The sequence below is a fragment of the Brevundimonas sp. genome (assembly GCF_016463485.1).
In the GTDB taxonomy this organism is placed as follows: Bacteria; Pseudomonadota; Alphaproteobacteria; order Caulobacterales; family Caulobacteraceae; genus Brevundimonas.
On sequence record NZ_JAEMRD010000021.1, the window covers coordinates 1 to 23,310 of the forward strand.

Sequence of the window (23,310 nt, forward strand, 5' to 3'; positions counted from 1 at the left end):
TCCGGTATCTGTCCGGGTCGGATTCGACGGCAGTGGCGTCGGACATCATCACCGAGTTCGTGACCGGCAGCGACCGGATCGACCTGACCGCCATGGCCCTGACCTCGGTCAGCGTGGCGCGGCTGGCGGGCGGGGCGAGCGTCGTCTTCGCCGAGACGGCGGCGGGGGCGTTCCAGCTGTTCGTCGCAGCGGGAAATGTGAACGCCACCGACATCGACGCGACCGTCGGGGTGTTCATGATCGGCTCCGACAGCGCGGACACGATGATCGGCTCGCACATCGCCGACCCCATGATCGGGGGCGCGGGCGACGACATCCTGACCGGGGGTATCGGCGCCGACGCCATCTCGGGCGGGGCCGGGCGCGACACCTATCGCTATGGGAGCTTCATGGACTCCAGCTCGACGCTGGGGGTCGATAACCTGTACGACTTCACGACCGGCGAGGATGTGATCGACATCAGGCCTCTGTCGCCCAGCACGTTCTCGAGCGCGATCCAGAACATCACCATCCTGAGGACCGAGGATGGATCGAGCATCCTGTTCGCCGGCGGCTCCAGCATTCCACAGTTCGCGACCAGCGCCGTTAGACGCGACATCAATGCTCAGGACGTCCTGTTCACCAGCGCGATCAACGGACCCTATGGCATCACGATGCTCGGGGCGACGCGGTCGGAGACGATGATCGGCGGCGCGCTGGGGGACAATCTGTATGGGCGCGACGGGGATGACGTCCTGATCGGTGGCGGCGGTGGCGACGGCCTTTACGGCGAGGGCGGCGCGGATACCTTCCTGTATCGGGCGGCGTCGGAATCGACCGTCGCACTCAGCGACATCATCTTTTCCTTCGTGTCCGGCACGGACAAGATCGACCTGCGGCAGGTTCGGACGGGCCCGAACGACGCGTTCGGGATCGCCTACTCCGGCGGGTTCAGCTATCTGTTCGTGGACCTGGGGGGTGACGGCGTGAACGACATGCGCGTCATCCTGACGAACACCCGACTGGAAATCAGCGACATCCTGTGGGCTCCGGCCGGTATGGCGGAGGAGACGCCGATCAAGATGGTGCGCCCCGAGGTGCTGCCGGTCGAGGCTTCGGCAAACGGGGCGGACGTCGCGATCGACCTGTCCGGGCGCGACGGCCGGTTCATGCTGCACCTCGACCTGGATGTCGGGCGCGGCTTCTATCACGGTCAGGACTGGTATCTTTGAGGTCAGGCGGCCTTGATCCGGCCGCGGAGGGCGCGCGTCCCGAGCCAGACGAGACAGACGACAAGGGCTACCGTCCAGACTACAGCGTTCAGGACCAGGTCCACCACGACAAGGGCGACCTGGAGCGCCCAGGTGCCCAGCCAGATCGTGGCCAGGACGATGACGACGGCCCAAATGGCGAAGGTCATTTCCGGCCTCTCCGATCAGGCGGCCATGCGCAGGTCGGTGTCGGTCCAGCCGCGAGCTTCGTCCCACAGGGCGTCCTCGTCGGAATAGCGGTGAGAGGCGGCGGCGCTGATGACGTCGATGACCTGTTCCTCCAGACGATCCCAGATGACGGCCAGGTCCGAACAGCCGTCGGCCTCGCACGGGACGATCAGGTAGCGGCTGGCGTTGACAGAAGCGTGGGGAGCGAAGGGAACGGGAGCGAAAGCGCGGGCCATGTCGTGATCTCCATGAGGTCGGTCGGTTGCGATGATGGACATTGCAACGGCGATACGTCAGAATCGGTCGTACTCAATCGGAGGCGGGCGTGCGGCACGACAAGGCGGTCCTGGTCATCGAACTGGCGCGGCGGATGGCAGCCTCGGCCGAGGGGCTGACGCTGGACGAGATGGCGCGCGAGGCGCGGGTCGGGCGGCGCTCGGCCGAGCGGTTGCGGGACGCGGTGCTGATGCTGTTCCCCGCCGTGGAAGAGGTGTCCGATCCGCCGACCAAGCGGTGGCGCATCCGGGGCGGGCTGTCGGCGTTCGAGCAGGCCCCGACGACGACCGAACTGATCGAGCTGACCAAGGCGGCGCAGGGGTTGCGGGCCACGGGCGAGGCGGGGCGGGCGGCGGCGCTGGAGAGCCTGGAACGCAAGCTGAAGTCGGCGATGCGGTCGACGACCCTGAACCGGCTGGCCCCCGATCTGGAGGCCCTGGTGCGGGCCGAGACGATCGCGGTGCAGGCGGGCCCGAGGCCATCCGCCGACGAGGCCATGCTGGCGGCGATCCGCGAGGCGATCCTGGGGCTGTCGCCGCTGGAGTTCACCTATGCCCGGCCGGGGGCGGAGGCGCGCAGGCGGTCGGTGGCGCCGTGCGGGGTCATGTTCGGGCGGGCCAACTATCTGGTCGCGGCGGATCGTGAGAGCGGGCGGATCCAGACGTTCCGGCTGGACCGGATGAGCGCGGTGGCGCCCGGCGAGGGGGTGGCGACGGCACCGGCGGATTTCGACCTGAACGTCTTCGCCAGCCAGTCCTTCGGCATCTATCAGGACGAGATCGAGGACGTGGTGTTGCGGGTGACGCCGGGCGGGGCGGCCGAGGCGCGGGGCTGGCGCTGGCATCCGACCCAGACGTTCGACGACCTGCCGGACGGCGGGGTCGAGGTGCGGTTCCGGGCCTCGGGGATGCGGGAACTGGCCTGGCACCTGTTCACCTGGGGCGAGCAGGTTTCGATCGTGGCGCCCCAACGGCTGAAGGCGGTGATGGCAGGCGAGCTCGCGGCAGCCCAGCGGGCGCTGGACGCCTGTGCATGACGAAGGCTTAAGGTGACGGGGACCGGCGGGCTGGCTATCCCGGCGGCATGACCGTTCGATCGACCCGCCTGATGTCTGTGCTCGCCTGTGTCGCCCTGGCGCTGGGTGGGTGCGCGGCGTCGGGTGCTGAACCGGCATCGGTGATCCGGACGGGTGGCGACCGGGTCGAGGCGGCGGTGCTGCGCGACGGGAACGCCTGGACCGTGACCTATCGGCTGAACGAGGATGCACCCGTGTGGGCGTTCCAAAGGTCGGCCTTGCTGAGGGTCGGGCGCACGCCCTGGCGGCCGGCGTGGTGGTCGGTGCAGACGCCGGGCGTGATCCTGGATCGGCAGGGGCGGTACGATGTGCTGAGGACCGTCGATGGATCGCCGGTGCCCCGTGACGTGCGGATCGTCATGCATCCGCGCGAAGGCGACCTGGAGGCGGACTATGATCCGGCGTTGATGTTCTCGGACGGGACGGTGGCGCTGTATTCGGGGCAGTTCGACGTGATCCCGCTGGCCTCGGTGGAGGAGGCGCGGGCCTTGCCGCTGGACACCAACGGCCTGGACCTGCCGGGCGGGCCGGCGCGAGTCCGCTGGCGCGACCGGGCGGGGCCAGTGCTGTTCAAGGGGGAGCGGATCGCGGAACCGGTGGAGGTGGACGCCGATACCTATGTGCTGTTTGGACAGGCGGAGGTGCGCTCGGGCTCGGGCGTGACGACGGTCATCGATCCGGGACTGCCGACCTGGCTGGGACAGGAGCTGGCCGGGTTCACGCCGCGGGTGATGGGATACTACGCCGAGCGGCTTGGGCCGTCGGCGGGCGGGGTGCCGACGCTGATGGTATCGTGGACGGGGCCGACCGAGCGGCTGTCCAGCATGGGCGGCAGCGTCCTGCCTGGGCTGATCTCGATGAATTTCGAGGGCGAAGGCGTGCTGGACCCGGACGCGGTTGCCCTGTCGCGAGCGCGGTGGTTCATCGGCCATGAGGCGGCGCATTTCTGGCTGGGGTCGAACGGGCTGAGATACGAGTTCGCGCGCGACGCCTGGATCACCGAGGGCGGGGCGGACCTGATGGCGGTGCGGGCGATCTCGGCGATCGACCCGACCTACGATGCGCGGGCCGAGTTGCAGCGCGAGGTGGACGACTGCGTGACCTTTGCGACGGGCAAGCCGGTCGCGACGGCGGGGGAGCGGGGCGACAACCGGGCCTACTATGCGTGTGGCGCAGTCTGGGCGATGGCGTTCGAGGCGGCGAAGGGCACGCGGGATGGGGGCGACTGGTTCGACGTCATCGCGGAGTTTCAGCGGGGCGAGGGCCGCGACGGGGTGTTGAGCCGCGAAGAGTGGCTTTCGGCTCTGACCCGCACCGCGCGCGATCCGTCACTGAGGCTGGATATCGAACGGATGCTGGACCAGGGGGTCGGTGATCCCGGCGCGGTGATCGGGCGGCTGTTCCAGCGGACGGGAGTGGCGCACCGGGTCGAGGGCGGGAAAGTCGTGCTGGGCTGAGGCGCGCTCAGCGGTCTTCGCGCATGTGGAAGATGCGTAGGACGATTACGTGGTCGGCCATCACTCGATAGCGGGCGACGTAGCCGCCGGCGCCGAACCGGACCATCAGCTCGCGGATACCGTCTTCGCGGATCGGCGTCCGGTCCGGCATTTCCTGCAACGAGATCAGTGCTTCTTCGATGAGGTTGACGGCTCGTCGCGCCGCGCGAGGGCTTTTGGCGACGAGAAATTGACCAAGTCGACGCAGATCAGCCTGCGCCACAGGAGTGACAATGACCTTCAGATTTGGACCTTCGCGGCAAGGCCAGCCTCGACATCCGCACGGAAAGTCCGGAGCGCCTCTTCGAGTGGAACGCCTTCGCCTGTCCTCTCGTACTCATCGAGAGCAATCCGGGTCTGCTCGTCCTGCCATTGGCGAGCCGCCTCGGTGCGGGTGTTGAGGAGGTCGTCTGGGACAAGGGCCTCGGCGATGAGGTCCCCGAGACCTGCGTCGCGCGCGGCCTGATCGAGGCGCAAAGCGGTGTCCTCGTCGAGGGTCAGAGTGATCGTTCGGGTCAGAGCGCCGTCGGCCATGGTGGCATCCTACCTGATCCGGCGCACCCGACCAAGACGCCGCTCACACCGCCGCGATCAGGACGATAGCGACGGCAGTGGCCGCGACGGTCAGGGGCAGGGCCCAGGTGATGAAGGTGAAAGCCTCATGCTGGACGTGTCGCCCGGCCAGGGCGCGCACCGCGTTGAACCGGAACAGGGCGATGTTGATGCCGAGCGCCAGGGCCAGGGTGACGTAGTTGAGCCCGAACAGCATCGCCACCGTGTTCTGGCCATTGGCCAGGATGGCGCGGTCGGTGTTGACCGTGAAGTTCAGGGCGATCACCGCAAACAGACCGCCGATGACGATGTTGGTCAGTTCGAAGGCCTCGGTCTGGAACTCGCCGTTCTTCGCCGACTGGAGCCAGGTCGCCAGCAGGGGGATTAGCAGCGAAGCCAGCAAGGGGATGAACAGGCCCGCCACGGTCGAGCCCGCATCGCGACCGACGTCCAGTGCAGCGCGCAGGCGCGAATAGGTCTCGCCGTACCAGCCCGCCAAGGGGTCGCGGGTCAGAGTCACGCGGCCGATGGCCCAGCCATCAAGGTTAAGACCGGCGCGGGCGCGGCTGAACTCCAGATCCTCCTGGCGGTAGTCGAGGGAGACGCGGTCGGCGGGTTCGCCGCGCGAGACGATCTCGACCGGCAGGGCCTGGTGGTCGAAGGGGAAGGTGGTGACGTCCAGCGGCGACTTGTAGACCGCCGTGACCCGCCGCAGCATCTCGACCTGGCCGTCGGGGAAGATACGCAGCGAGCGGCTGTCGGCCGACGGGTCGTCGACGCGGTTGGCCAGATCGACGTCGGGGGTCCAGATTTCGGCCAGCTTGTCCGTGGCGGCCTCGCCGCGCCATTCCTGATAGCCGGTCGGGGCGTCCGACGGCGGATAGGCCAGGCGGGCGTCCTTCCAGCGCAGGCGCAGGTCGACGGTCGCGGCATAGGTCTGGGCGTTCTCGTCGATCGCCTCGACGTCGACGAAGGACAGGCCGGTGCGGACGACAACGGGCAGGCCGGCGCCCAGCGGCAGGGTCGTCGGCTGGGGTGCCGGCGCGGACAGCGGCGGTTCGGGCGGGGTGGCCAGGCTCTGGGTCTGGCCCAGGCCCGGGAGCAGCAGGCCGACGACCAGAAGGCCGGTCAGGGCCATGGCGGCAATGATCAGGCGGCGCAGGCTCACGGGGCGGGGTTCCGACCGGCCTCGACCAAGGCGGCGATGCGTTTCTGTTCGGCGGCGAGTTCGGACATCTCGAGCGACAGGCGATCGTCGTCGGGATCGTCCTCGACGGAATCGTCCGTGCCGATGGCGGCGAACCGGCCGGAGATCGCGCGCAGGGGCCGCAGCAGGAAGCCGCGCACGACGATCAGCACGGTCCCGGCCAGGACGATGGCGGCGAACAGGGCGAACAGGATCTGGAGCACAAGTGAGCGACCGGCCGCGCCGCGCGTGGGGGCAAAGCTCTGGGTCACGGCGACGGCGCCCAGAAGCTCGCCCGAGGCACCCCGGACAGGCACGATCACGACGCCATAGGGCTTTCCGCCGGCCTTGCGGACATAATCGGACGGCTCGTCGTGAATGCGCAGGTCCTCGACGGTGACCAGATCGCGCATCAGATCCCAGTCGGTGGAGTGCAATTTGATCGTCGATCCGACGCGGTTCTGTTCGGCCAGAAGAGTGGGATCCATGCCGGTCGCCGTCTGGCGCAGCGGGGCCTCGTCGAGGAACAGGGTCAGGTCCAGGCCATAGGCGGCCTTGAGTCGGTCCAGCACGGGGCCGAAGTCCATGCCGACTTCGACCGAGCCGGCGGGCGACCCGTCGGGCGCGCTGATCGGGGCGACGCCGAAGATGGCCGGGCCGGAGCGGGCGGTCTCCATGCCCTTCTTGGGGGTGCGTTCGCGGTTCACGGCGACCACGATGGGCCGGAAGCTGGACAGGTCGTCGCCGAACCGGGTCGGGGCCTGGAGCCGCAGGAAGGAGGTGGCGGGCGGGGTGTGGAACTGGACCTGGGTGACGCCGTACTTGTCCTTCTGGGTCGCGAACATCGCCTCGGTGGTCGACAGCAGGGCCGGGCGGTCGCCCCGCGCCAGGGCGTCACGCACCTCGGGCTCGCTGGCGATGATCTCGGCCCGGGCCAGGGCGTTGCCGGCCGTCCCCTCAAGGTTGAAGGTGATGATGGAGCGCATCAGATCGATCTGGCTCTTTTCCACCGCCGAGGTCATGCCCCCGAACAGCAGGTTGGAGGCCAGCGTCAGGACGCCGATCACGACGACGACAGCGGTGATCAGCGCCAGAGGCGCGTCGCGACGAAATTTCATGGGTCCCCCCGGACGGCGGCGTTCAATCCGCACTGCAACGCTTACCGAGGTTTGTTTGGCGGCTCAAGAATAGGCAGGCGAGGATCGATGCGGCGGCCCGGTCACGCCTCGGCGAACGGATAGGGACTGACCGACTTTGACCAGTCATCGACAGCGAGGGGGCGGTCGAGAGGGGCGGCGGCGCGCTCGGCGCAAGGGTGGCGGTGGCAGAGTCGGCAGGCGGGGCCGATGGGGGTGACGTCGGGCGTCGCCAGGTCGATGCCCCGGGCGGCGGACAGGCGGTGGGCGTGTTTCAGCTCGCAGCCGATGCCGATGGCGAGGTCGGCACCCTCGGAGAAGGCGTCGCGGCCCTGGCGGTCGACGGTGCGGGCCAGGGTGAACCACTGGCCGGCGGGTTTGCCGTCCTGGGCCGGGGTCTCGATGATCTGGGTGACGATGCGGCCCGGCGTGCGGAAGGCTGAATACAAGCGCCAGCGGGGGCAGGAGCCACCGAATCTGGCGAACGGGAAGGCGCTCGACGCATAACGTTTGGAGACGTTGCCGGCCGGGTCCACCCGCATCAGGAAGAAGGGAACGCCGCGCGCCGTGGGCCTTGAGAGTGTGGTCAGGCGCTGGGCGGCCTGCTCTAAGCTGACGCCGAAGCGGGCCTGGAGGCGAGGGAGGTCATAGCCGGTATCCTCGGCCGTGCGGTGGAAGGCGGCGTAAGGCATCAGGATGGCGGCGGCCAGGGTGTTGGTCAGGGTCACCTTGACCAGACGGCGCGCGGCCGGGTCGGGCATGTCGGCGGCGTCGGCCATGGCCTCGAGGTCGGTCTCATGCTCGGACAGGGCCAACTGATACGCGACCGCAAAGGCGCGCGAGGCGTGGCCCAGGCTTTCGGAGATCAACAGGCGGCGGCGATGGGGATCGAAGCGGCGCGTCCATTCGACCATGACCTCGGCCGGCATGACCCGGACGGCGAGGTTGTGACGGTCGGCCAGGCGGCGGCGGGCCAGGGCCTCGACCTCTTCGCCAGTGGCATTGCGGGTCAGGTCGGCGTGCAGCGCCTCGCCCATCAGGTCGAGGTCGGGGAAATGGTTGTTGCGGGCCTGGATATAATCGCGGACCCGGTCTGCGGGGGAGTGTTCGGTCGAGTCGTCGCGGCCCCCATCGCCGAGCGCGGCGCTCATCCGCTCGCGGGCACGGGCCTCGGCAAAGGTGCGGTACAGGCGCAGCACCGCGTCGGCGGCGGCGGGGGCGTCGTCGGCCAGTTGCAGGATTTCGTGGCGGGGCACGGCCAGGCCCTTGAACAGGGGGTCGGCGAAGATTTCGGCCAGTTCGGCCTCGCCAGCCTGGCCGGCCGGGCGGTTCAGTTCGCGCAGATCTACGTCATAGGTCTCGGCCAGACGCAGCAGGAGCTGAGCGGAGACCGGGCGCTGATTGCGCTCGATATGGTTCAGATAGCTGGGCGAGACGGCAAGGTCGGCGGCCATGGCCGTCTGGGTCAGGTTGAGGCTGCGCCGGAGCCGTTTCAGCCGGCCGCCGAGGAAGAGCTTGCGATCGGTGTTCTCCATGGCATGAGCGTGTCACGAAATGACTGAAATCGAAAGGTCATGATCTGACAAAATGACATGATGGAGGGCACGCGAGCGGTATCTATTGTGACTGTAGCGTGTTTTCTGAGCTCACAGCGCATCGGCGCACGAATGGAGACGACCATGGAACCGCTCAGCCGGCCTCAGGCCATCATCGCTTTCTGCCTTGCTCCGCTGGAGCTGGACGACAGTTCGGAGGCTGCGACCGAGGTCCGGCGTCGCCTGGAGCATGTCATCAAGACCTTCCAGGCCAAGGCGGCCCAGCCGATCAGCGTCGATTTCTCGAGAATGCCGTCACAGGTCATCAACGAGGCGGCGCACGGCTACGAATAGCCTGCGAGGCTCAGGTCAGGCGGCCATCGAACGCGGATCGGCAGCGGCGCATTCGGCGACGAGGGTCAGCAGATCCTCGGCGCTGAAGGGCTTGGACAAATGGGCGTCCGCTCCGGCCGCCTGGCCGGCTGCGACGTGCTCGGCCAGGGCGTTGGCGGTCAGCATCACGATCGGCGTGCGAGGCGAGCCCATGGCCGCCTCGTGGGCGCGGATTTCGCGGGTGGCGGTCAGACCGTCCATCACCGGCATCTGCATATCCATCAGCACCAGGTCGAAGGGTTGGGCACAGAAGGCGGCGAAGGCCTGGGCACCGTCCTCGACCGAGGTCAGGTCGACATGGGCCTGGGCGAGGATCAGTTCGACGACGCGGCGGTTGGTCGGGTGGTCGTCGGCCAGCAGAACCCGGACACCGCCGCCTTCACGCTCGGGCTCGACCAAGGCGTCCAGGCCGGTTGCGGCCGTGGGCTCGGAGGCATGGATCAGGGGAAGGGTCAGGATGAAGGCTGAGCCTCCGCCCGGCTCGCTCTCGCAATCCAGGGCACCGCCCATCATTTCGGCCAACTGACGACAGATGGCCAGGCCAAGGCCGGTGCCGCCATAGCGGCGCGTGATGCTGGCGTCGGCCTGTTCGAAGCGGTTGAACAGGCGGTCGCGGGCCTCGGCGTCGAAGCCCACGCCGGTGTCCTCGACCGTGAAGCGCAGGAAGGGTTCGCCGTCGGGCGACAGGGCCGTCGCGGCGGTCAGGCTGACGAAGCCCTGGCCCGTGAATTTGACGGCGTTCGAGACCAGGTTTGTCAGGATCTGCTTCACCCGGACCACGTCGCCGAGGATCCAGGTGTCGGCGTCCGGCTCGATGTCGCAAAAGAACTGCAGCCCCTTGTCGGCGGCCGAGGCCGCATAGAGCTGGGCGGCTTCCTTGACGGCGCGCGACAGCAGGAAGGGTTGGGCGCTGATCTCAACCCGGCCGGATTCGACCCGCGCCAGATCCAGGATGTCGCTGAGCAGGGTCTGGAGCGTCTGGCCGGAGGACTGGATCAGCTCGAGCATCTCGGCCTGTCCGGGGCTCAGGTCGGTGCGGGCCAGGGCCTGGGCCAGACCGATCACGCCGTTCAGGGGAGTGCGGATTTCGTGGCTCATATTGGCCAGGAAGGCCGACTTGGCGTGGGTTGCGGCTTCGGCGGCGTCGCGCGCCTCGGCCAGGGCGATGGCGTCGCGCTTAAGGTCGGTGATGTCATTGACGACGGTGACGGTTCCGCCGTCGGCCGTGCGCCGGTCCTGGACCCTGAGCCAGATATCGCCGGCCATGCGCTGTTCCATGGTGCTGGACCCCTGGAGACGCGCCTCCATACGCTCGGCGAGCCATTCGTCGCGACGACCGAAAGCCTCGACATAGGTGTCGGTGGTCAGGCCCGCCTCGACCAACTGGCCGAAGGTGATCCCCGGCCTGAGATAGGGTTTGAGTTCGGTGTTGACGTCGGCGTAGCGCTGGTTCCACGCCACGAGCCGATCCTCGGCGTCGAAGAAGGCGAGACCGTCCGGCATGCCCTCGATCGCCTGACGCAGCTGCGCCAGGCTGTTGGTCCGTGACCACCAGGCGATCCCGATCATGAAGGCGGCGAAGACGACGGTCACGACCACGGTGCCGAGCAGCGTGAGTTGCAGTGCCGATTGGGACAGGTCGCCCACGGCGGTCACCGGCGCGGGGCTGATGACCATGGCTGCCATCGTACCGAAATGAAGGGTCAGCACGGTCAGGGATCCCAGAACGGCCGCCGATGCTGCCCTGAGCCGTTTCGGGATCACCCGGATGAAGCCGATGAGGCCGGCCATCGCCAGGCCGGCGGCGACAACCAGGATGGTGGGGCCGATTTCCCACCCGACCCGCGCGCCCTCGATGGAGACCGCCGACAGGCCGACGAAATGCATGGCGGTGGTCGAGGCCGCTGCGGTAAGGCCCGCGATGACCCTGCCGGCCGGGCCAGGACGGCCCAACAGCAGGGCGACGCCGGCGGCGAAGCCGACGCAGACGATGACCAGCGAGAACAGGGTTATCAGGGCGTCATAACGGACCTCGGCGACACTGCTGTATCCGACCATGGCCAGGAAATGGGTCGCCCAGACCGTCAGGGCGGAAATGGCGGTGGCCCCGGCGCCGAACAGGATGCGGCGACTGCGACCGTCAGACCGGGCGAGCGACAGCAGGCCCACGGTCGCCGCCAGTCCGGCGACGCAAAGGACGACGGAGCCGACGACGTAACGCCAGTCGTGTTCGACGGAAAGGCAGTAGAGAAGGTCGTCCAAGGTCGTTCGTGCTCCTGGCTCCACTCTAACCTTCACAGGTAAACAAACCGGTGCCCGGGATGCTGAAGACGGCAACCGTGACGGTCATCAAGCCGTGCCATCCTCGTGGTAAGAGGATCGAATCGGGGCCTGCTGCCCCGGTACTCCGAGGTTTGCCGGCCGCAATGCCCTACGATCAGTCGCCTTCTCCCGTCGCGCCCCTCGCGTCGTCGCGTCTTTGGACCGAGGTCGCGACGGGCGGGCTGGCGGTCGGGATCATGCTGGTTCTGGCCGTCGTCCATCCCGACGTCGCGATCTGGCTGGTGGGCGGGGCCGCGGCTGTCGCCCTGAGCGCCTGGATGGCCGTGCGACGTCCGGCGGCGTCGAATGAGATCGTCGCGGACGGTCGCGGCGACGGGGGCCGGGATGCGCGGCGCATGGCGTTGCTGGACAGTGTGTTCGAGGCGATGACCGATCCGGTCATGGTGGTCAGCGGCGGCGAGGCGGATGACATCGCCGGTCGCCGTATCATCCTTGCCAACGGTGCGGCGCGCGACCTGTTGAAGATTGCCCGGGAAGGGGCGCTGCTGGTTTCGGCCGTGCGCGACCCCGGGGTGCTGGAGGCGGTGGACGAGGCCCTGTTCGGCGGGGTGGACCGCACGACCAGCTATGCGGCCGGGGGATCGCGGGATCGGCACTGGCGGGCCTGGGTCGAGCCGCTGACGTCCGAGCCGGGCTCAGAGGCGGCGTCGGGGCCACACGACCGGCTGGCGGTTCTGCGCCTGCATGACGAGACCGATGTGCGGCGCATGGAGTTGATGCGCGTCGACTTCCTGGCCAACGCCAGCCATGAGCTGCGCACGCCCCTGGCCTCGCTGAGCGGGTTCATCGAGACGCTGAAGGGCCACGCCCGGGACGACCCCAAGGCGCGCGACAAGTTCCTCGACATCATGGGGGTGCAGGCGGATCGGATGGGGCGGCTGGTAGCGGACCTGCTGTCGCTGAGCCGGATCGAGCTGAACGAACATATCCCGCCGTCAGGTCGGGTCGATCTGGCGCTGGCGGCGTCCGACGTGGTGGATGCGCTGAGCGTACTGTCCCAGGAAAAGGGGGTCGTGATTGTGCTGGATACCGAGCCCGGCGCGACGACCATCGAGGCGGATCGCGACGAGATCGTTCAGGTGGTCCAGAATCTGACCGACAACGCCATCAAGTATTCTGCACCCGGCCAGATCGTGGAGATCACGATCCGGCGTGGACTGACGCTGGACGCCGCCCCAGGGCCGCGCACGGAGGGGGCGACGCGGATGTCGCTGCTGACGCCAGACCGAGAAGCCGGGGTGCTGTATGCAGCGGTGACGTTGCGCGATCACGGGCCGGGCATGGCGCGCGAACACCTGCCCCGGCTGACCGAGCGGTTCTATCGCGTCGAGGGTCAGAAGAGTGGCGGTGAGCGGGCCGGTACGGGCCTGGGGCTGGCCATCGTCAAACATATCGTCAATCGGCACCGGGGCGGGTTCGTCGTCGAGAGCGCGGTGGGCGAAGGCGCGGGATTTACGGCCTATTTCCCTATGGCGGCCGGGGCGGCAGCGGCGCCGGCAGCCCGCGAGACGGGCGTGGCGACGCTACAACCTGCGCCGTAACAGAACTGTCACTCAGCCGTCGTAATCCGCTCGCCACCTGGGGCTATTGCGGCCGTTGAAAGCCGGCCCTCGCCGCGCTGCGATTCTGGCGACCCCTGCTCTCCGATGATCTGGTTGTTCCTGCCGATCCTGATCGCGCTGTCGGCGCTGGCCTTCGTCGGCGGACGCCGGCTGGCGACGCGACGTGCGGCGGCTTCCAGCGTCAAGGCCCACTCTCGGCCGACCCAGCACGGTCTGTATGCGATGATCTGGGTCGGGGTTCCGGCCCTGGTCATCCTGATCGCGGCCGGGATCTTCGCCGAGCCCATCGCCTACCAGACCATCGCCGCCGGGGCACCCGCCGAGGTCAACGAACTCGAGACCTTCAAGCGCGAGGCCTTCTTCGCCGACGCGCGCCGGGTCGGGCAGGGGCGGGCTCCGCAACAGATCTGGCTGGCCCCGCTGAGCGAGGCCCTGATCGTCGAGGGTCGACGGTCGGCGCAGGTCCATACCATGCTGACCACCGGCGCACTGATCGCGGCGGCCATCGCGGCGGCGCTCGGTGCCCTGTTCGCGGCGTTGCAGATCAGGCCGTCTCTGCGGGCGAGGAACCGGGTCGAGGGCTGGATTGGCGGCATCCTGCTGGCCTGTTCGGCTGTGGCGGTGCTGACGACCGTGGGCATCCTGTTCTCGCTGATCTTCGATTCCCTGCGCTTCTTCCAGTCCGTGCCGGTGACCGAGTTCCTGTTCGGGACCAAGTGGTCGCCGCAGATCGCGATCCGGGCGGATCAGGTCGGATCGTCCGGAGCGTTCGGCGCCGTGCCCCTGTTCGCCGGCACCTTCCTGATCATGCTGATCGCCATGTGCGTGGCGGCACCGGTCGGGCTGTTCAGCGCCATCTATCTGTCGGAATACGCCAGCCGGACCTCGCGGGCGGTGATCAAGCCGGTGCTGGAGATTCTCGCAGGCGTGCCGACGGTGGTCTACGGCTTCTTTGCCGCCCTGACGGTGGGGCCGGCGTTCCGGGTCTTCTTCAACACGATAGGTTCCTGGATGGTCGGCGGACCCCTGGACGGGATCGGCCAGTATCTGATGCTGGTGCAGAACCAGATGGCGCTGGTGGCGGGTGCGGTGATGGGGATCATGCTGATCCCGTTCGTTTCGTCCCTGTCAGACGACATCCTGAACGCCGTGCCACAGAGCCTGCGTGACGGGTCCTATGCGATGGGCGCGACCAAGTCGGAGACGGTCAAGAGGGTGCTGTTGCCCGCCGCCCTGCCGGGCATTTCGGGTGCCATGATCCTGGCCGTGTCGCGCGCCATCGGCGAGACCATGATCGTGACCATGGCCGCCGGCCTGGCCGCCAAGCTGACGCTCAATCCGCTCGACACCGTGACCACGGTGACGGTGCAGATCGTCACCCTTCTGACCGGAGACCAGGAGTTCGACAGTCCCAAGACGCTGGCCGCTTTCGGCCTTGGCCTGACGCTGTTCCTGGTCACCCTGGTGCTCAATATCGTCGCCCAGAAGATCGTTCAGACCTATCGGGAACAGTATGACTGACGCGACTTCAGCCACCGTTCCGGCGACGGACGTCGCGCGCGCAGGTCGGCTTCAGGCCGGGCTCAAGAAGCGCTATGCCCGCGAGGGCCGGTTCAAGCTGTACGGCGTTCTGGCCGTCTGCATCGCCATCGGCTTTCTGCTGCTGCTGCTGGGCCGGATCGTGACCCAGGGCTACACCGCCTTCTACGCTCACGAGATCACCCTGCCGGTCTATATGGACCCCGCACGCATCGACCGGGCCTATCCGCAGGGCACCAATTTCGAGTTGCTGGTCGCCGAGCAGCAACTGGAGCGCTACGGCATCGCCGACGATGCGCGGGGCACCAAGGCCACGGCCATGCGCGGCCTGTTCTCGTCGGAGCTCAAGTTCCGGGCCGCTGCCCTGATCCGCGAGAACCCGGCGTTGATCGGCCAGACGGTGACCATTTCCGCCCCGGCCGCCGACGAGAGCGACCTCTTCTACAAGGGCGAAATCTCGGCTGATACGCCGGCCGACCAGCGCCGTCTGTCGGATCAGCAGATCGGATGGCTGAACCGGTTGAAGACCGAGGGATCGGTACGGACCCATTTCAACGGCGCACTGTTCACCAATGGCGACTCGACCGAGCCGGAACTCGCGGGGGTGCTGGGCGCCGTGATCGGATCGGCCCTGATGCTGCTGGTCACCGCCTGTATCGCCATCCCGATCGGGGTGGGGGCGGCGGTCTATCTGGAAGAATTCTCGGCGCGGAACCGGCTGACGGACCTGATCGAGGTCAATATCAACAATCTCGCGGCCGTGCCGTCGATCGTCTACGGTCTGCTGGGGGTGGCGGTGTTCATCAACTGGGCGCATCTGCCCCGGTCGTCACCGCTGGTGGGTGGTCTGGTGCTGGGGCTGATGGCCCTGCCGACAATCATCATCGCGACGCGGTCGTCGCTGAAGTCGGTGCCGCCGTCGATCCGCGAGGCCGCACTCGCCATGGGGGCCAGCCGCACCCAGACGGTGTTCCAGCACGTCCTGCCCCTGGCCATGCCGGGCGTGATGACGGGAACCATCATCTCCATGGCGCACGCGCTCGGCGAGACCGCGCCGCTGCTGCTGATCGGCATGGTCAGTTTCGTGCCGGGCATCCCGCACGCCATCAACGAGCCGACCGGCGCGTTGCCGTCCCTGGTCTATATCTGGGAGAACGCTTCCGAGCGCGCCTTCCACGAGCGGACTGCGGCGGCGATCATGGTCCTGCTCGCCTTCATGATCGTCATGAACGCCGCCGCCATCGTGCTGCGTCGGCGCTTCGAACGCCGGTGGTAGAGTTATGAAACTTCCATTCTTCAACACCCCGAACCGCGCTCCCGAAGGCCGTGACGGCGGTCCCGGTGATCCGTCCGACACCCCGATGATGGGCGGCCAGGTCCTGCCGGCCGCCGCCGCCCCTGTCGGAGAGGAGCCGCGCGACGAATCCATGCTGACCCCTCAGCCGGAGGCCGGCGGACCTGCGCCGAGCATGAGCCGCACGCCGTCGGTGAAGGTGAATGTGGCTCCGCTAGGCCCGACCAAGATCGCCGCGCGCGACGTGTCGGTCTTCTATGGCGACAAGCAGGCGCTGTTCGACGTCTCGCTGGACATCCCCGACAAGACGGTCACCGCCTTCATCGGCCCGTCGGGCTGTGGCAAGTCGACCTTCCTGCGCACCATGAACCGGATGAACGACACGATTCCGGGGTGCAAGGTGACGGGCCGGATCGACATGGACGGCCAGGACGTCAATGCGAAATCCGTCGATCCGGTGCTGCTGCGTGCCCAAGTCGGCATGGTGTTCCAGAAGCCGAACCCGTTCCCCAAGACCATCTACGAGAACGTCGCCTATGGGCCCAGGATCCACGGCCTGACGACCAACAAGGCCGAGCTGGACGGGATCGTCGAAGCGTCCCTGAAACGTGCCGGCCTGTGGGACGAGGTCGCCGACCGACTGCATTCGGCGGGCACCGGTCTGTCGGGCGGTCAGCAGCAGCGTCTGGTCATCGCCCGCGCCATCGCGGTCGAGCCTGAAGTGATCCTGATGGACGAGCCTTGCTCGGCGCTGGACCCCATCGCAACGGCCAAGATCGAGGAGCTGATCGACGAACTGCGCGAGCGGTACTGCATCGTCATCGTCACCCACTCGATGGCCCAGGCCGCCCGGGTGTCGCAGCGCACGGCCTTCTTCCACATGGGTCGGATCGTCGAGACCGGCGACACCGAGGAAATATTCACGAATCCCCGCGAACGGCGCACGCTGGACTACATCACGGGACGGTTCGGCTGATGAACCAGCACACAGTAAAAGCGTACGGCGACGAGTTGAACCAGCTGACGGCGGAGGTCGCCCGCATGGGCGGTCTGGCCGAGGCGCAGGTGGCGGATGCTGTCGAGAGCGTGGCCCGGCGCGACATCGCCCTGGCCCGCGCTGTGGTCGACCGCGATGCCAAGCTGGACGTCATGCATCGCGAGATCGAGAAGAAGGCCATCCGTCTGATCGCGCTGCGCGGCCCCGTGGCGTCGGATCTGCGCAAGACGTTGTCGGCGATGAAGCTGGCCACCGATCTGGAACGCACCGGCGACCTCGCCAAGAACATCGCCAAGCGCGGCCTGGCCGTCGCCGAGACCGAGCCGATGCAGCCGCTGACGCGGTCGATCGAGCGGATGGGGCGCCTGGTGTCGTTGCGGCTGCGTGACGTGCTCGACGCCTATACGTCGGGCGAGCTGGACGGGGCGCTGGCGGTATGGGCCTCGGACGACGAGGTGGACGAGCACTACAACGCGCTGTTCCGCGAACTGCTGACCTATATGATGGGCGATCCGCGCACGATCAACGCCTGCACCCACCTGCTGTTCATGGCCAAGAACCTGGAGCGGATCGGGGACCACGCGACCAACATCGCCGAGACCGTCCACTATGAGATCACCGGCGACGAGATGATCGGCGAGCGGCCGCGCGGCGCGCCGGATGCGTCCGAGACCGGCCTGACGCACACCCACACTCTGCCGCAAGCCTGAAGGGAGCCCTAGATGCAGCCCTATATCCTGGTGATGGAAGACGAGGACGCCCTGGCGACCCTGCTCCAGTACAATCTGGAAAAGGAAGGCTATGACGTCGTCATCGCCTCGGACGGCGAGGAAGGCCTGGTCCAGGTCGACGAACGCCAGCCGGACCTGGTGCTTCTGGACTGGATGCTGCCCAAGGTGTCGGGGATCGAGGTTTGCCGGCGGCTGCGCGGGCGGGCCGAGACGCGCAACCTGCCGATCATCATGCTGACCGCGCGCGGCGAGGAGACGGACCGGGTGCGGGGGCTGGACACCGGCGCCGACGACTATCTGACCAAGCCGTTCTCGATGGTGGAACTGATCGCGCGCATCCGGGCGGTGCTGCGCCGGATTCGCCCGGGTCTGGCCGACGACCGGGTGGGCCACGGCGATATCGTCATCGACCGGGTCGCGCACCGGGTGCGCCGCAGCGGCACCGAAGTTCATCTGGGCCCGACCGAATTCCGACTGCTGGACCATTTCATGCGCCACCCGGGCCGGGTGTTCAGCCGCGAACAGCTGCTGGACGCTGTCTGGGGCAGTGACGTCTACGTCGAGGCGCGGACAGTGGACGTCCACGTTGGGCGGCTCAGGAAGGCGCTGGACGTCGGCGAGAGCGCCAATCCGATCCGGACGGTTCGGTCAGCGGGGTACTCGCTGGATCTGGAAGGGTAGGGCTCAGCGGCTGTCGAACTGACGACCGGCGTAAAGGATGCGGATAATTATGACGCGGTCGTCCTGAACCTCGAAGGCGATATCGACGCGGCCTTCAAAGCCCATGACTCTGATGCCAGGGCGTGTGTCATCATGGATGGCACCGCGCTCCGGAAAATGCCGAAGACGGCTGCAACACTTGCGTATGCGAGCGGTGTAGCCCGAGGCCGTCCGCATGCTCGCCTGCGATGCAATCCAGACTTCGAGATCGGCAAGATCGCTGAGCGCCTTGTCGTCGTAGACGATGCGGTATCGCCTCAAGTGGGCTTGGTCCGAGCGCGGACCATCGCATTGATTCGCTCTTCAGCGTCTTCTTCGGGCACGAGACGAGATGGATCGGCTTTGTAGGCATCGTATGTCGGGCCGACCTCGTCGCGAAGCCATCGCTCCAAATCCGGCCGTTGCGCCGAAAGAGTGGTTTCCACGGTCTCACGCAGGAACTCGGCCGCATCCTCATAGACGCCGGACGCGACGCGGGCGTCGATCTCTTTCGCGGCGTCCTCCGAAAGCTCGAAGATTAGGGTACGGGTGGCGCTCATGGCGTCAGCGTCTCACGAATCCGCGTTGCTCGCCACCTCCGCCGGATCCAGCGCATAAACCGTCGAACAGTATTCGCAGGTGACGCGGATCTTGCCGTCGTCCTCGACCATGTCGGCGCGTTCGGCGTCGCTGAACGAGCCCAGGACGCCGACGATGCGTTCGGGGGAGCAGCGGCAGACGGCGGCGAGGGGCAGGGGCTGCTCCAGGCGTACGCCATCCTCGTGGAAGAGGCGGAAGAGCAGGGTTTCGGGCGTGATGGTGGGGTCGATCAGTTCGTCGTCGCCGAGCGTCTGGAACAGGGCGCGGGTGCGGTCCCAGACCTCTTCGGTCGAGCCGCGCGTGACGTCGCCGGCGACGGCCTGGATCATGGCCCCGCCCGAGCGCCAGTGGGCGACGCCGTCGTCGCCGACGATCTGGCCGACCGCGAGGCGGACCTTGGTCGGCACCTGTTCGGACTGGGCGAAATAGTGTTCGGCGCACAGCGACAGGCTTTCGCCCTCGATCGGGGTAATGCCCTGGTGGCGGTCGAAATCGGGGCCCTGGTCCAGGGTCATGATGAACACGCCCTCGCCCAGCAAGGTCCGGGCACCCGGGCGGGCGAAACCGGTCGAGGCGGCAGCGACCTCGGCCTCGTCGAACCGGCAATAGCCGCGCAGGGTGCCGGAGGTGTCATAGTCGGCGACGACGTAGCGGACGGGGCCGTCGCCTTGCGCCTGGACGATCAGCCGACCCTCGAATTTGAGGCTGGAGCCGACCAGGGCGGCGAGGGCGCAGGCTTCGCCCAGCAGGGCTGCGACCGGCTCGGGATAGGCGTGGGCCGAGAGGATTTCGTCGACCGCCGAGCCCAGGCGGACCAGACGGCCACGCACCGGCCAGCCCTCGATCTGAAAGGCGGCGGCCAGGTTGTCGGTCGTGGTGTCTGTGGGCGCGGAATAGGGCAAGGGTCTTCGAGTCCGGGCAATGTCGGGGAGGCGCGTCAAGATAGGCACGGGCGCGCCCTATGGTAAGGGGGTGGGGAACCGGCACGACCGGCGGCCCGTTGCGAACCGGGCCGCGGGAGCCGACAGACGAAGGCGTGATCATGTCCGTAAAGCCCACCCTGAAGCCGCTGAACCAGCAGGCGATCGTTGTGACCGGCGCGACCTCGGGCATAGGGCTGGCCACGGCGAGGCGGGCTGCGCGGGCAGGGGCCTGCGTCTTCTTGATCGCGCGGGGCGAGACCGACCTGAAGGCGCTGTGCGAGGAAATCCAGCGCGACGGCGGCCGCGCGGCCTGGGCCGTGGCCGACGTCGCGGATTTCGACGCCCTGGCTGAGGCGGCCGACAAATGCCGCCGACTGTTCGGCGGGTTCGACACCTGGGTGAACAATGCCGGGGTCTCGATCATCGGCAGCGTACTGGAAACCTCTCTGCAGGATCAGCGACGGCTGTTCGAGACCAACTACTGGGGCGTGGTCAACGGATCGACGATTGCGGCCGAGCACCTGAAAGGCCGACCGGGCGGGGGGGCGATCATCAACGTCGGCTCGACCCTGTCGGACGCACCGGCACCGATCCGGGGGGCCTATTCGGCGTCCAAGCACGCGGTGAAGGGGTTCACCAATGCGCTGAGGATGGAGCTGATCCGCGATTTCGCCCCGATCTCGCTGAGCCTGGTCAAGCCCGCGGCGGTGGATTCGCGCTATGACCGGCACGCCCGGAACCTGGCCGGCTATGCCGCGCAGAGCCCGCAGCCGGTCTATGCGACCCATGTGGTGGCCGACGCCATCCTGTGGTGCGCGACCCATCCGACGCGGGAGATCACGGTCGGCGGAGGCGGGCGACTGATCGCCGCATTCTATTCGGCTTTGCCGGGGATCGCGGAACCACTCTTCGCGCGGTTCGCTCCTGTGTTGAAGCGGGACAGGGGTTCCGACGACTGGTCGTATGAGGATGGTCTTTACGAGCCTTCCGAGGACGGCCTCAACGAAGAGGTTCATTATCCCATGGTTCGACAGTTCAGCGTCGTCGCCGAAGTGCGCAAGCACCCCGGCATCACCGCAGGCACCGTTGCCCTGGTCGCGACGGCGGCGATCGCGACGGTCCTGCTGATGCAGCGCTCGGGACCGCGCCGTTACGAGACGATCCGTGACCGGCTTGACCCGCGCGGCTGGATCGACGCCGAGGCTCTGAGGCATCGGTTCGAGGACATCCAGCGCGGCCTGACCGGCGCCGCCGAGGATCTGGGCGACCGGGCCGGGGCCCTGCGCGAAGACGCTCGCGACACCGCCGAGAGCCTGTTCCAGCGGGGGCGCGACGCCATCTCGGGCGGCAAGCGCAAGCAGTACGCCAAGGCGGCGCGCGGTTATGCCGACAAGGCGGGCAAGCGGGCGCGCGGCTATGCCGACGCCGGGGTCCAGTATGGTCGTGACCATGCGCGTGAAGGCGGTGCCCTGCTGGCCGTGGCCACCATCGCTGCTGCAGTCGGTGCGGCTGTGCTCGAATCGCGTCGTCCGGACAGCCGGGTCCGCCGCATCGCCAAATTCTAGGCCGCCGGCTTAGCAATCATCGTTGCCGCAGTTGCGAGCGAGGGGGTAGGAGGGCGCCATGAGCGCGCCCACCCCCACCTTCGTTTTCGATTTCGATTCGACCCTGGTCCGGATCGAGACGCTGGAGGCACTCGCCGAAATCGCGCTTGACGGATCGGCGGAAGCCGACGCTGTGCGAGCCAGGGTCGCCGACCTGACCGACCGGGCCATGTCCGGCGAAATCGGGTTCGGCGAGGCACTGCGTCAGCGGCTGGCGCTGCTGCCTCTGACGAGGGCCCACGTCGAGGCCCTGGCTGACCGAATTCTCGATGAGGGAACGCCGTCGGTGCGGCGGAACCTGCGCTTCTTTCAGGAGAATGCTGACAAGGTCGTGATCCTGTCAGGGGGTTTTCGCGAAATCATAGCGCCGGTGGCGGAACGGCTGGGCGTCGCGGCGGATCGGGTGCTTTGCAACGACCTGACCTACGACGCCGACGGCCGGGTGACCGGGGTCGACGACGCCAATCCCTTGTCGCACGCCGACGGCAAGCCGAAGGTGATCGCGGCGCTGAACCTGCCGCGTCCGATCGTCATGGTCGGGGACGGCTGGAACGACGCCGAGGTCAAGCTGGCGGGGGTCGCGGACCGGTTCTACGCCTACACCGAGATCGTTCGTCGCCCCAAGGTGGTCGAGGTCGCCGACGCCGAGGCACCGTCGATGGACGAGTTGCTGCACGCCGAGGGGATGATGGGGCGGTGGTCCTTCCCGCGTTCCAAGATCCGGATGCTGCTGCTCGAGAACATCCACCCCGCCGCGATCGAGCGGCTGGAAGAGGCCGGGTATTCGGTCGAGACCCAGAAGGGCGCGCTGGACGAGGACGACCTGATCGCGGCGATCAAGGGCGTCCATGTTCTGGGCATCAGGTCCAAGACCAATGTGACGGCACGGGTGCTGGAACAGGCGGATCGCCTGATGGCGGTGGCGGCGTTCTGCATCGGCACCAACCAGATCGACCTGGACGCGGCGGCCGATCACGGCGTGGCGGTTTTCAATGCGCCGTACTCGAACACGCGGTCGGTGGTGGAGCTGGCCATCGGCCTGACCATCACCCTGATGCGCGACGTGGTCGACAAATCGGCCGCCATGCATACCGGCAAGTGGAACAAGTCCGCTGACGGCTCGCGCGAACTGCGCGGCAAGACGCTGGGGATCGTGGGCTATGGTGCCATCGGATCGCAGCTGTCGGTGCTGGCCGAGGCGCTGGGGATGCGGGTCATCTTCCATGACCTTTCGGAGCGGCTGGCGCTGGGCAATGCCAAGCGGATGAGAAACCTGGACGCCTTGCTGGCCGAGGCGGATGTCGTCACCCTGCACGTCGACGGGCGGCGCGAGAACACCAACCTGATCGGCCCGGCCCAGTTCCAGCAGATGAAGGAAGGCGCGCTGTTCCTGAACCTGTCACGCGGGCATGTGGTCAATATCGGCGCCCTGGCCCAGGCCATCCAGGGCGGGCGGATTGGCGGGGCGGCGCTGGATGTCTTCCCCGAAGAGCCGCGTACCAATGCCGATCCTTTCGACAGCCCCTTGATGGGGCTGAAGAACGTGATCCTGACCCCTCACATCGGCGGATCGACGGAAGAGGCGCAGGAAGCCATCGCCGAGTTCGCGGCCGAGCGGTTGCTGGGCTATCTGAACCGGGGCGACACGACGTTCAGCGTCAACCTGCCCAATGTGCAACTGGCCGAGGTGTCGGGCGGGCACCGCATCCTGCATATCCACAGGAACCAGCCGGGCGTCATGGCCGAGCTGAACCGCGAACTGGCGACGGCGGGGCTCAACATACTGGGCCAGCATCTGAAGACCGACGAGCGGACGGGCTATGTCATCACCGACGTCGACCGCGATTATGATCCGGAGGCGTTGAAGGCGCTGAAGACCGTGGCCGGGACGCTGCGGTTCCGGCTTCTTCATTAGAACCAGGCCGAGGCTTCCCCAACGGCATCTTGAACT

General features: G+C 67.6%; 23 protein-coding genes and 1 pseudogene. 13 read left to right on the plus strand and 11 right to left on the minus strand.

The window, feature by feature from the left end; all coding sequences use genetic code 11:
• The coding region (locus JHC99_RS05255; RefSeq protein WP_292152409.1) for a M10 family metallopeptidase C-terminal domain-containing protein at positions 1 to 1,211 on the plus strand (1,211 nt) is incomplete at its 5' end.
• A gap of 2 nt (positions 1,212 to 1,213) precedes the next feature.
• On the opposite strand, the gene JHC99_RS05260 is transcribed toward JHC99_RS05255, so the two are convergent.
• Together JHC99_RS05260 and JHC99_RS05265 are read right to left on the minus strand one after the other, a co-directional pair.
• On the minus strand, positions 1,214 to 1,399 hold the full coding sequence (locus JHC99_RS05260; RefSeq protein WP_292152410.1) for a hypothetical protein: 186 nt from the start codon (positions 1,397 to 1,399) through the stop codon (positions 1,214 to 1,216).
• 15 nt (positions 1,400 to 1,414) lie between these two features.
• Positions 1,415 to 1,654 (minus strand): hypothetical protein, encoded by a 240-nt coding sequence (locus tag JHC99_RS05265; protein WP_292152411.1) that lies wholly within the window; start codon positions 1,652 to 1,654, stop codon positions 1,415 to 1,417.
• A gap of 89 nt (positions 1,655 to 1,743) precedes the next feature.
• Between JHC99_RS05265 and JHC99_RS05270 the strand changes: the two genes are divergently transcribed.
• The gene (locus JHC99_RS05270) at positions 1,744 to 2,730 is read left to right on the plus strand and encodes a WYL domain-containing protein (RefSeq protein WP_292152412.1); all 987 of its coding nucleotides are present in this window, start codon (positions 1,744 to 1,746) and stop codon (positions 2,728 to 2,730) included.
• A 47-nt stretch (positions 2,731 to 2,777) separates the two neighbouring features.
• Positions 2,778 to 4,226 carry a hypothetical protein gene (locus JHC99_RS05275; protein WP_292152413.1) on the plus strand — a complete coding sequence of 483 codons (1,449 nt, stop codon included), beginning with the start codon at positions 2,778 to 2,780 and terminating at the stop codon, positions 4,224 to 4,226.
• A gap of 7 nt (positions 4,227 to 4,233) precedes the next feature.
• On the opposite strand, the gene JHC99_RS05280 is transcribed toward JHC99_RS05275, so the two are convergent.
• The 5 genes from JHC99_RS05280 to JHC99_RS05300 form a co-directional block, all read right to left on the minus strand.
• Complete coding sequence (locus JHC99_RS05280; RefSeq protein WP_366927711.1) at positions 4,234 to 4,509, minus strand: type II toxin-antitoxin system RelE/ParE family toxin; 276 nt, start codon at positions 4,507 to 4,509, stop codon at positions 4,234 to 4,236.
• On the minus strand, positions 4,506 to 4,799 hold the full coding sequence (locus tag JHC99_RS05285; RefSeq protein WP_292152414.1) for a hypothetical protein: 294 nt from the start codon (positions 4,797 to 4,799) through the stop codon (positions 4,506 to 4,508). Before JHC99_RS05285 ends, JHC99_RS05280 begins: the two co-directional genes overlap by 4 nt.
• Positions 4,800 to 4,842: 43 nt before the next feature.
• Positions 4,843 to 5,985: a hypothetical protein gene (locus JHC99_RS05290; protein ID WP_292152415.1), complete on the minus strand. Its 1,143-nt coding sequence runs from the start codon at positions 5,983 to 5,985 to the stop codon at positions 4,843 to 4,845.
• On the minus strand, positions 5,982 to 7,121 hold the full coding sequence (locus JHC99_RS05295; RefSeq protein WP_292152416.1) for a cache domain-containing protein: 1,140 nt from the start codon (positions 7,119 to 7,121) through the stop codon (positions 5,982 to 5,984). Before JHC99_RS05295 ends, JHC99_RS05290 begins: the two co-directional genes overlap by 4 nt.
• 101 nt (positions 7,122 to 7,222) lie before the next feature.
• Positions 7,223 to 8,674: a short-chain fatty acyl-CoA regulator family protein gene (locus JHC99_RS05300; RefSeq protein WP_292152417.1), complete on the minus strand. Its 1,452-nt coding sequence runs from the start codon at positions 8,672 to 8,674 to the stop codon at positions 7,223 to 7,225.
• Positions 8,675 to 8,818: 144 nt separating this feature from the next.
• Here JHC99_RS05300 and JHC99_RS05305 point away from each other — a divergent pair, with 144 nt between their 5' ends.
• Entirely contained in the window at positions 8,819 to 9,028 is a 210-nt protein-coding gene (locus tag JHC99_RS05305) for a hypothetical protein (RefSeq protein WP_292152418.1), read from the plus strand.
• 15 nt (positions 9,029 to 9,043) lie between these two features.
• Here the strand turns inward: JHC99_RS05305 and JHC99_RS05310 are convergent, their stop codons facing one another.
• Positions 9,044 to 11,329, minus strand: a complete 2,286-nt coding sequence (locus JHC99_RS05310; RefSeq protein ID WP_292152419.1) for an ATP-binding protein — start codon at positions 11,327 to 11,329, stop codon at positions 9,044 to 9,046.
• A 164-nt stretch (positions 11,330 to 11,493) separates the two neighbouring features.
• Here JHC99_RS05310 and JHC99_RS05315 point away from each other — a divergent pair, with 164 nt between their 5' ends.
• The 6 genes from JHC99_RS05315 (at position 11,494) to phoB (ending at position 18,214) form a co-directional block, all read left to right on the plus strand.
• Positions 11,494 to 12,951, plus strand: coding sequence for an ATP-binding protein (locus tag JHC99_RS05315; protein WP_292152420.1), 1,458 nt, complete (start codon positions 11,494 to 11,496; stop codon positions 12,949 to 12,951).
• 105 nt (positions 12,952 to 13,056) lie between these two features.
• A complete protein-coding gene (gene pstC, locus JHC99_RS05320; protein ID WP_292152421.1) occupies positions 13,057 to 14,493 on the plus strand; it encodes a phosphate ABC transporter permease subunit PstC in 1,437 nt (478 codons plus the stop codon).
• On the plus strand, positions 14,486 to 15,787 hold the full coding sequence (pstA, locus tag JHC99_RS05325) for a phosphate ABC transporter permease PstA (protein ID WP_292152422.1): 1,302 nt from the start codon (positions 14,486 to 14,488) through the stop codon (positions 15,785 to 15,787). Before pstC ends, pstA begins: the two co-directional genes overlap by 8 nt.
• A gap of 193 nt (positions 15,788 to 15,980) precedes the next feature.
• A complete protein-coding gene (pstB, locus tag JHC99_RS05330; RefSeq protein ID WP_292152443.1) occupies positions 15,981 to 16,781 on the plus strand; it encodes a phosphate ABC transporter ATP-binding protein PstB in 801 nt (266 codons plus the stop codon).
• Positions 16,781 to 17,512, plus strand: a complete 732-nt coding sequence (gene phoU, locus JHC99_RS05335) for a phosphate signaling complex protein PhoU (protein ID WP_292152423.1) — start codon at positions 16,781 to 16,783, stop codon at positions 17,510 to 17,512. The genes pstB and phoU overlap by 1 nt, the downstream gene beginning before the upstream one ends.
• A 12-nt stretch (positions 17,513 to 17,524) precedes the next feature.
• On the plus strand, positions 17,525 to 18,214 hold the full coding sequence (gene phoB / locus JHC99_RS05340; RefSeq protein WP_271146951.1) for a phosphate regulon transcriptional regulator PhoB: 690 nt from the start codon (positions 17,525 to 17,527) through the stop codon (positions 18,212 to 18,214).
• Positions 18,215 to 18,217: 3 nt separating this feature from the next.
• Here phoB and JHC99_RS05345 read toward each other — a convergent pair whose 3' ends face one another.
• Genes JHC99_RS05345 through JHC99_RS05355 form a run of 3 tightly spaced genes read right to left on the minus strand, consistent with a single transcriptional unit; the run spans position 18,218 to position 19,734 of the window.
• Positions 18,218 to 18,514, minus strand: coding sequence for a type II toxin-antitoxin system RelE/ParE family toxin (locus JHC99_RS05345; protein ID WP_292152424.1), 297 nt, complete (start codon positions 18,512 to 18,514; stop codon positions 18,218 to 18,220).
• Positions 18,511 to 18,792: a type II toxin-antitoxin system ParD family antitoxin gene (locus JHC99_RS05350; protein WP_292152425.1), complete on the minus strand. Its 282-nt coding sequence runs from the start codon at positions 18,790 to 18,792 to the stop codon at positions 18,511 to 18,513. Before JHC99_RS05350 ends, JHC99_RS05345 begins: the two co-directional genes overlap by 4 nt.
• Positions 18,793 to 18,804: 12 nt before the next feature.
• The gene (locus JHC99_RS05355; protein ID WP_292152426.1) at positions 18,805 to 19,734 is read right to left on the minus strand and encodes an Hsp33 family molecular chaperone; all 930 of its coding nucleotides are present in this window, start codon (positions 19,732 to 19,734) and stop codon (positions 18,805 to 18,807) included.
• Between the two features lie 140 nt (positions 19,735 to 19,874).
• Here JHC99_RS05355 and JHC99_RS05360 point away from each other — a divergent pair, with 140 nt between their 5' ends.
• From JHC99_RS05360 to serA, 3 genes and pseudogenes are all read left to right on the plus strand, one after another.
• On the plus strand, positions 19,875 to 21,320 hold the full coding sequence (locus tag JHC99_RS05360) for an SDR family oxidoreductase (protein WP_292152427.1): 1,446 nt from the start codon (positions 19,875 to 19,877) through the stop codon (positions 21,318 to 21,320).
• Between the two features lie 58 nt (positions 21,321 to 21,378).
• Positions 21,379 to 21,909: pseudogene (locus JHC99_RS18760) on the plus strand (HAD-IB family phosphatase); the annotation flags it as partial.
• A gap of 138 nt (positions 21,910 to 22,047) precedes the next feature.
• Positions 22,048 to 23,274 (plus strand): phosphoglycerate dehydrogenase, encoded by a 1,227-nt coding sequence (gene serA, locus JHC99_RS18765; protein WP_366927712.1) that lies wholly within the window; start codon positions 22,048 to 22,050, stop codon positions 23,272 to 23,274.
• Positions 23,275 to 23,310 lie beyond the last annotated feature (36 nt).

Coding starts and splice junctions, on each gene's coding strand:
- JHC99_RS05260 (WP_292152410.1), bottom strand. CDS start 1,399: ATGACCTTCGCCATTTGGGCCGTCGTCATCGTCCTGGCCACGATCTGG.
- JHC99_RS05265 (WP_292152411.1), bottom strand. CDS start 1,654: ATGGCCCGCGCTTTCGCTCCCGTTCCCTTCGCTCCCCACGCTTCTGTC.
- JHC99_RS05275 (WP_292152413.1), top strand. CDS start 2,778: ATGACCGTTCGATCGACCCGCCTGATGTCTGTGCTCGCCTGTGTCGCC.
- JHC99_RS05285 (WP_292152414.1), bottom strand. CDS start 4,799: ATGGCCGACGGCGCTCTGACCCGAACGATCACTCTGACCCTCGACGAG.
- JHC99_RS05295 (WP_292152416.1), bottom strand. CDS start 7,121: ATGAAATTTCGTCGCGACGCGCCTCTGGCGCTGATCACCGCTGTCGTC.
- JHC99_RS05300 (WP_292152417.1), bottom strand. CDS start 8,674: ATGGAGAACACCGATCGCAAGCTCTTCCTCGGCGGCCGGCTGAAACGG.
- JHC99_RS05305 (WP_292152418.1), top strand. CDS start 8,819: ATGGAACCGCTCAGCCGGCCTCAGGCCATCATCGCTTTCTGCCTTGCT.
- JHC99_RS05315 (WP_292152420.1), top strand. CDS start 11,494: ATGCCCTACGATCAGTCGCCTTCTCCCGTCGCGCCCCTCGCGTCGTCG.
- pstC (WP_292152421.1), top strand. CDS start 13,057: ATGATCTGGTTGTTCCTGCCGATCCTGATCGCGCTGTCGGCGCTGGCC.
- pstA (WP_292152422.1), top strand. CDS start 14,486: ATGACTGACGCGACTTCAGCCACCGTTCCGGCGACGGACGTCGCGCGC.
- pstB (WP_292152443.1), top strand. CDS start 15,981: ATGAGCCGCACGCCGTCGGTGAAGGTGAATGTGGCTCCGCTAGGCCCG.
- phoU (WP_292152423.1), top strand. CDS start 16,781: ATGAACCAGCACACAGTAAAAGCGTACGGCGACGAGTTGAACCAGCTG.
- phoB (WP_271146951.1), top strand. CDS start 17,525: ATGCAGCCCTATATCCTGGTGATGGAAGACGAGGACGCCCTGGCGACC.
- JHC99_RS05350 (WP_292152425.1), bottom strand. CDS start 18,792: ATGAGCGCCACCCGTACCCTAATCTTCGAGCTTTCGGAGGACGCCGCG.
- JHC99_RS05360 (WP_292152427.1), top strand. CDS start 19,875: ATGTCCGTAAAGCCCACCCTGAAGCCGCTGAACCAGCAGGCGATCGTT.
- serA (WP_366927712.1), top strand. CDS start 22,048: ATGGGGCGGTGGTCCTTCCCGCGTTCCAAGATCCGGATGCTGCTGCTC.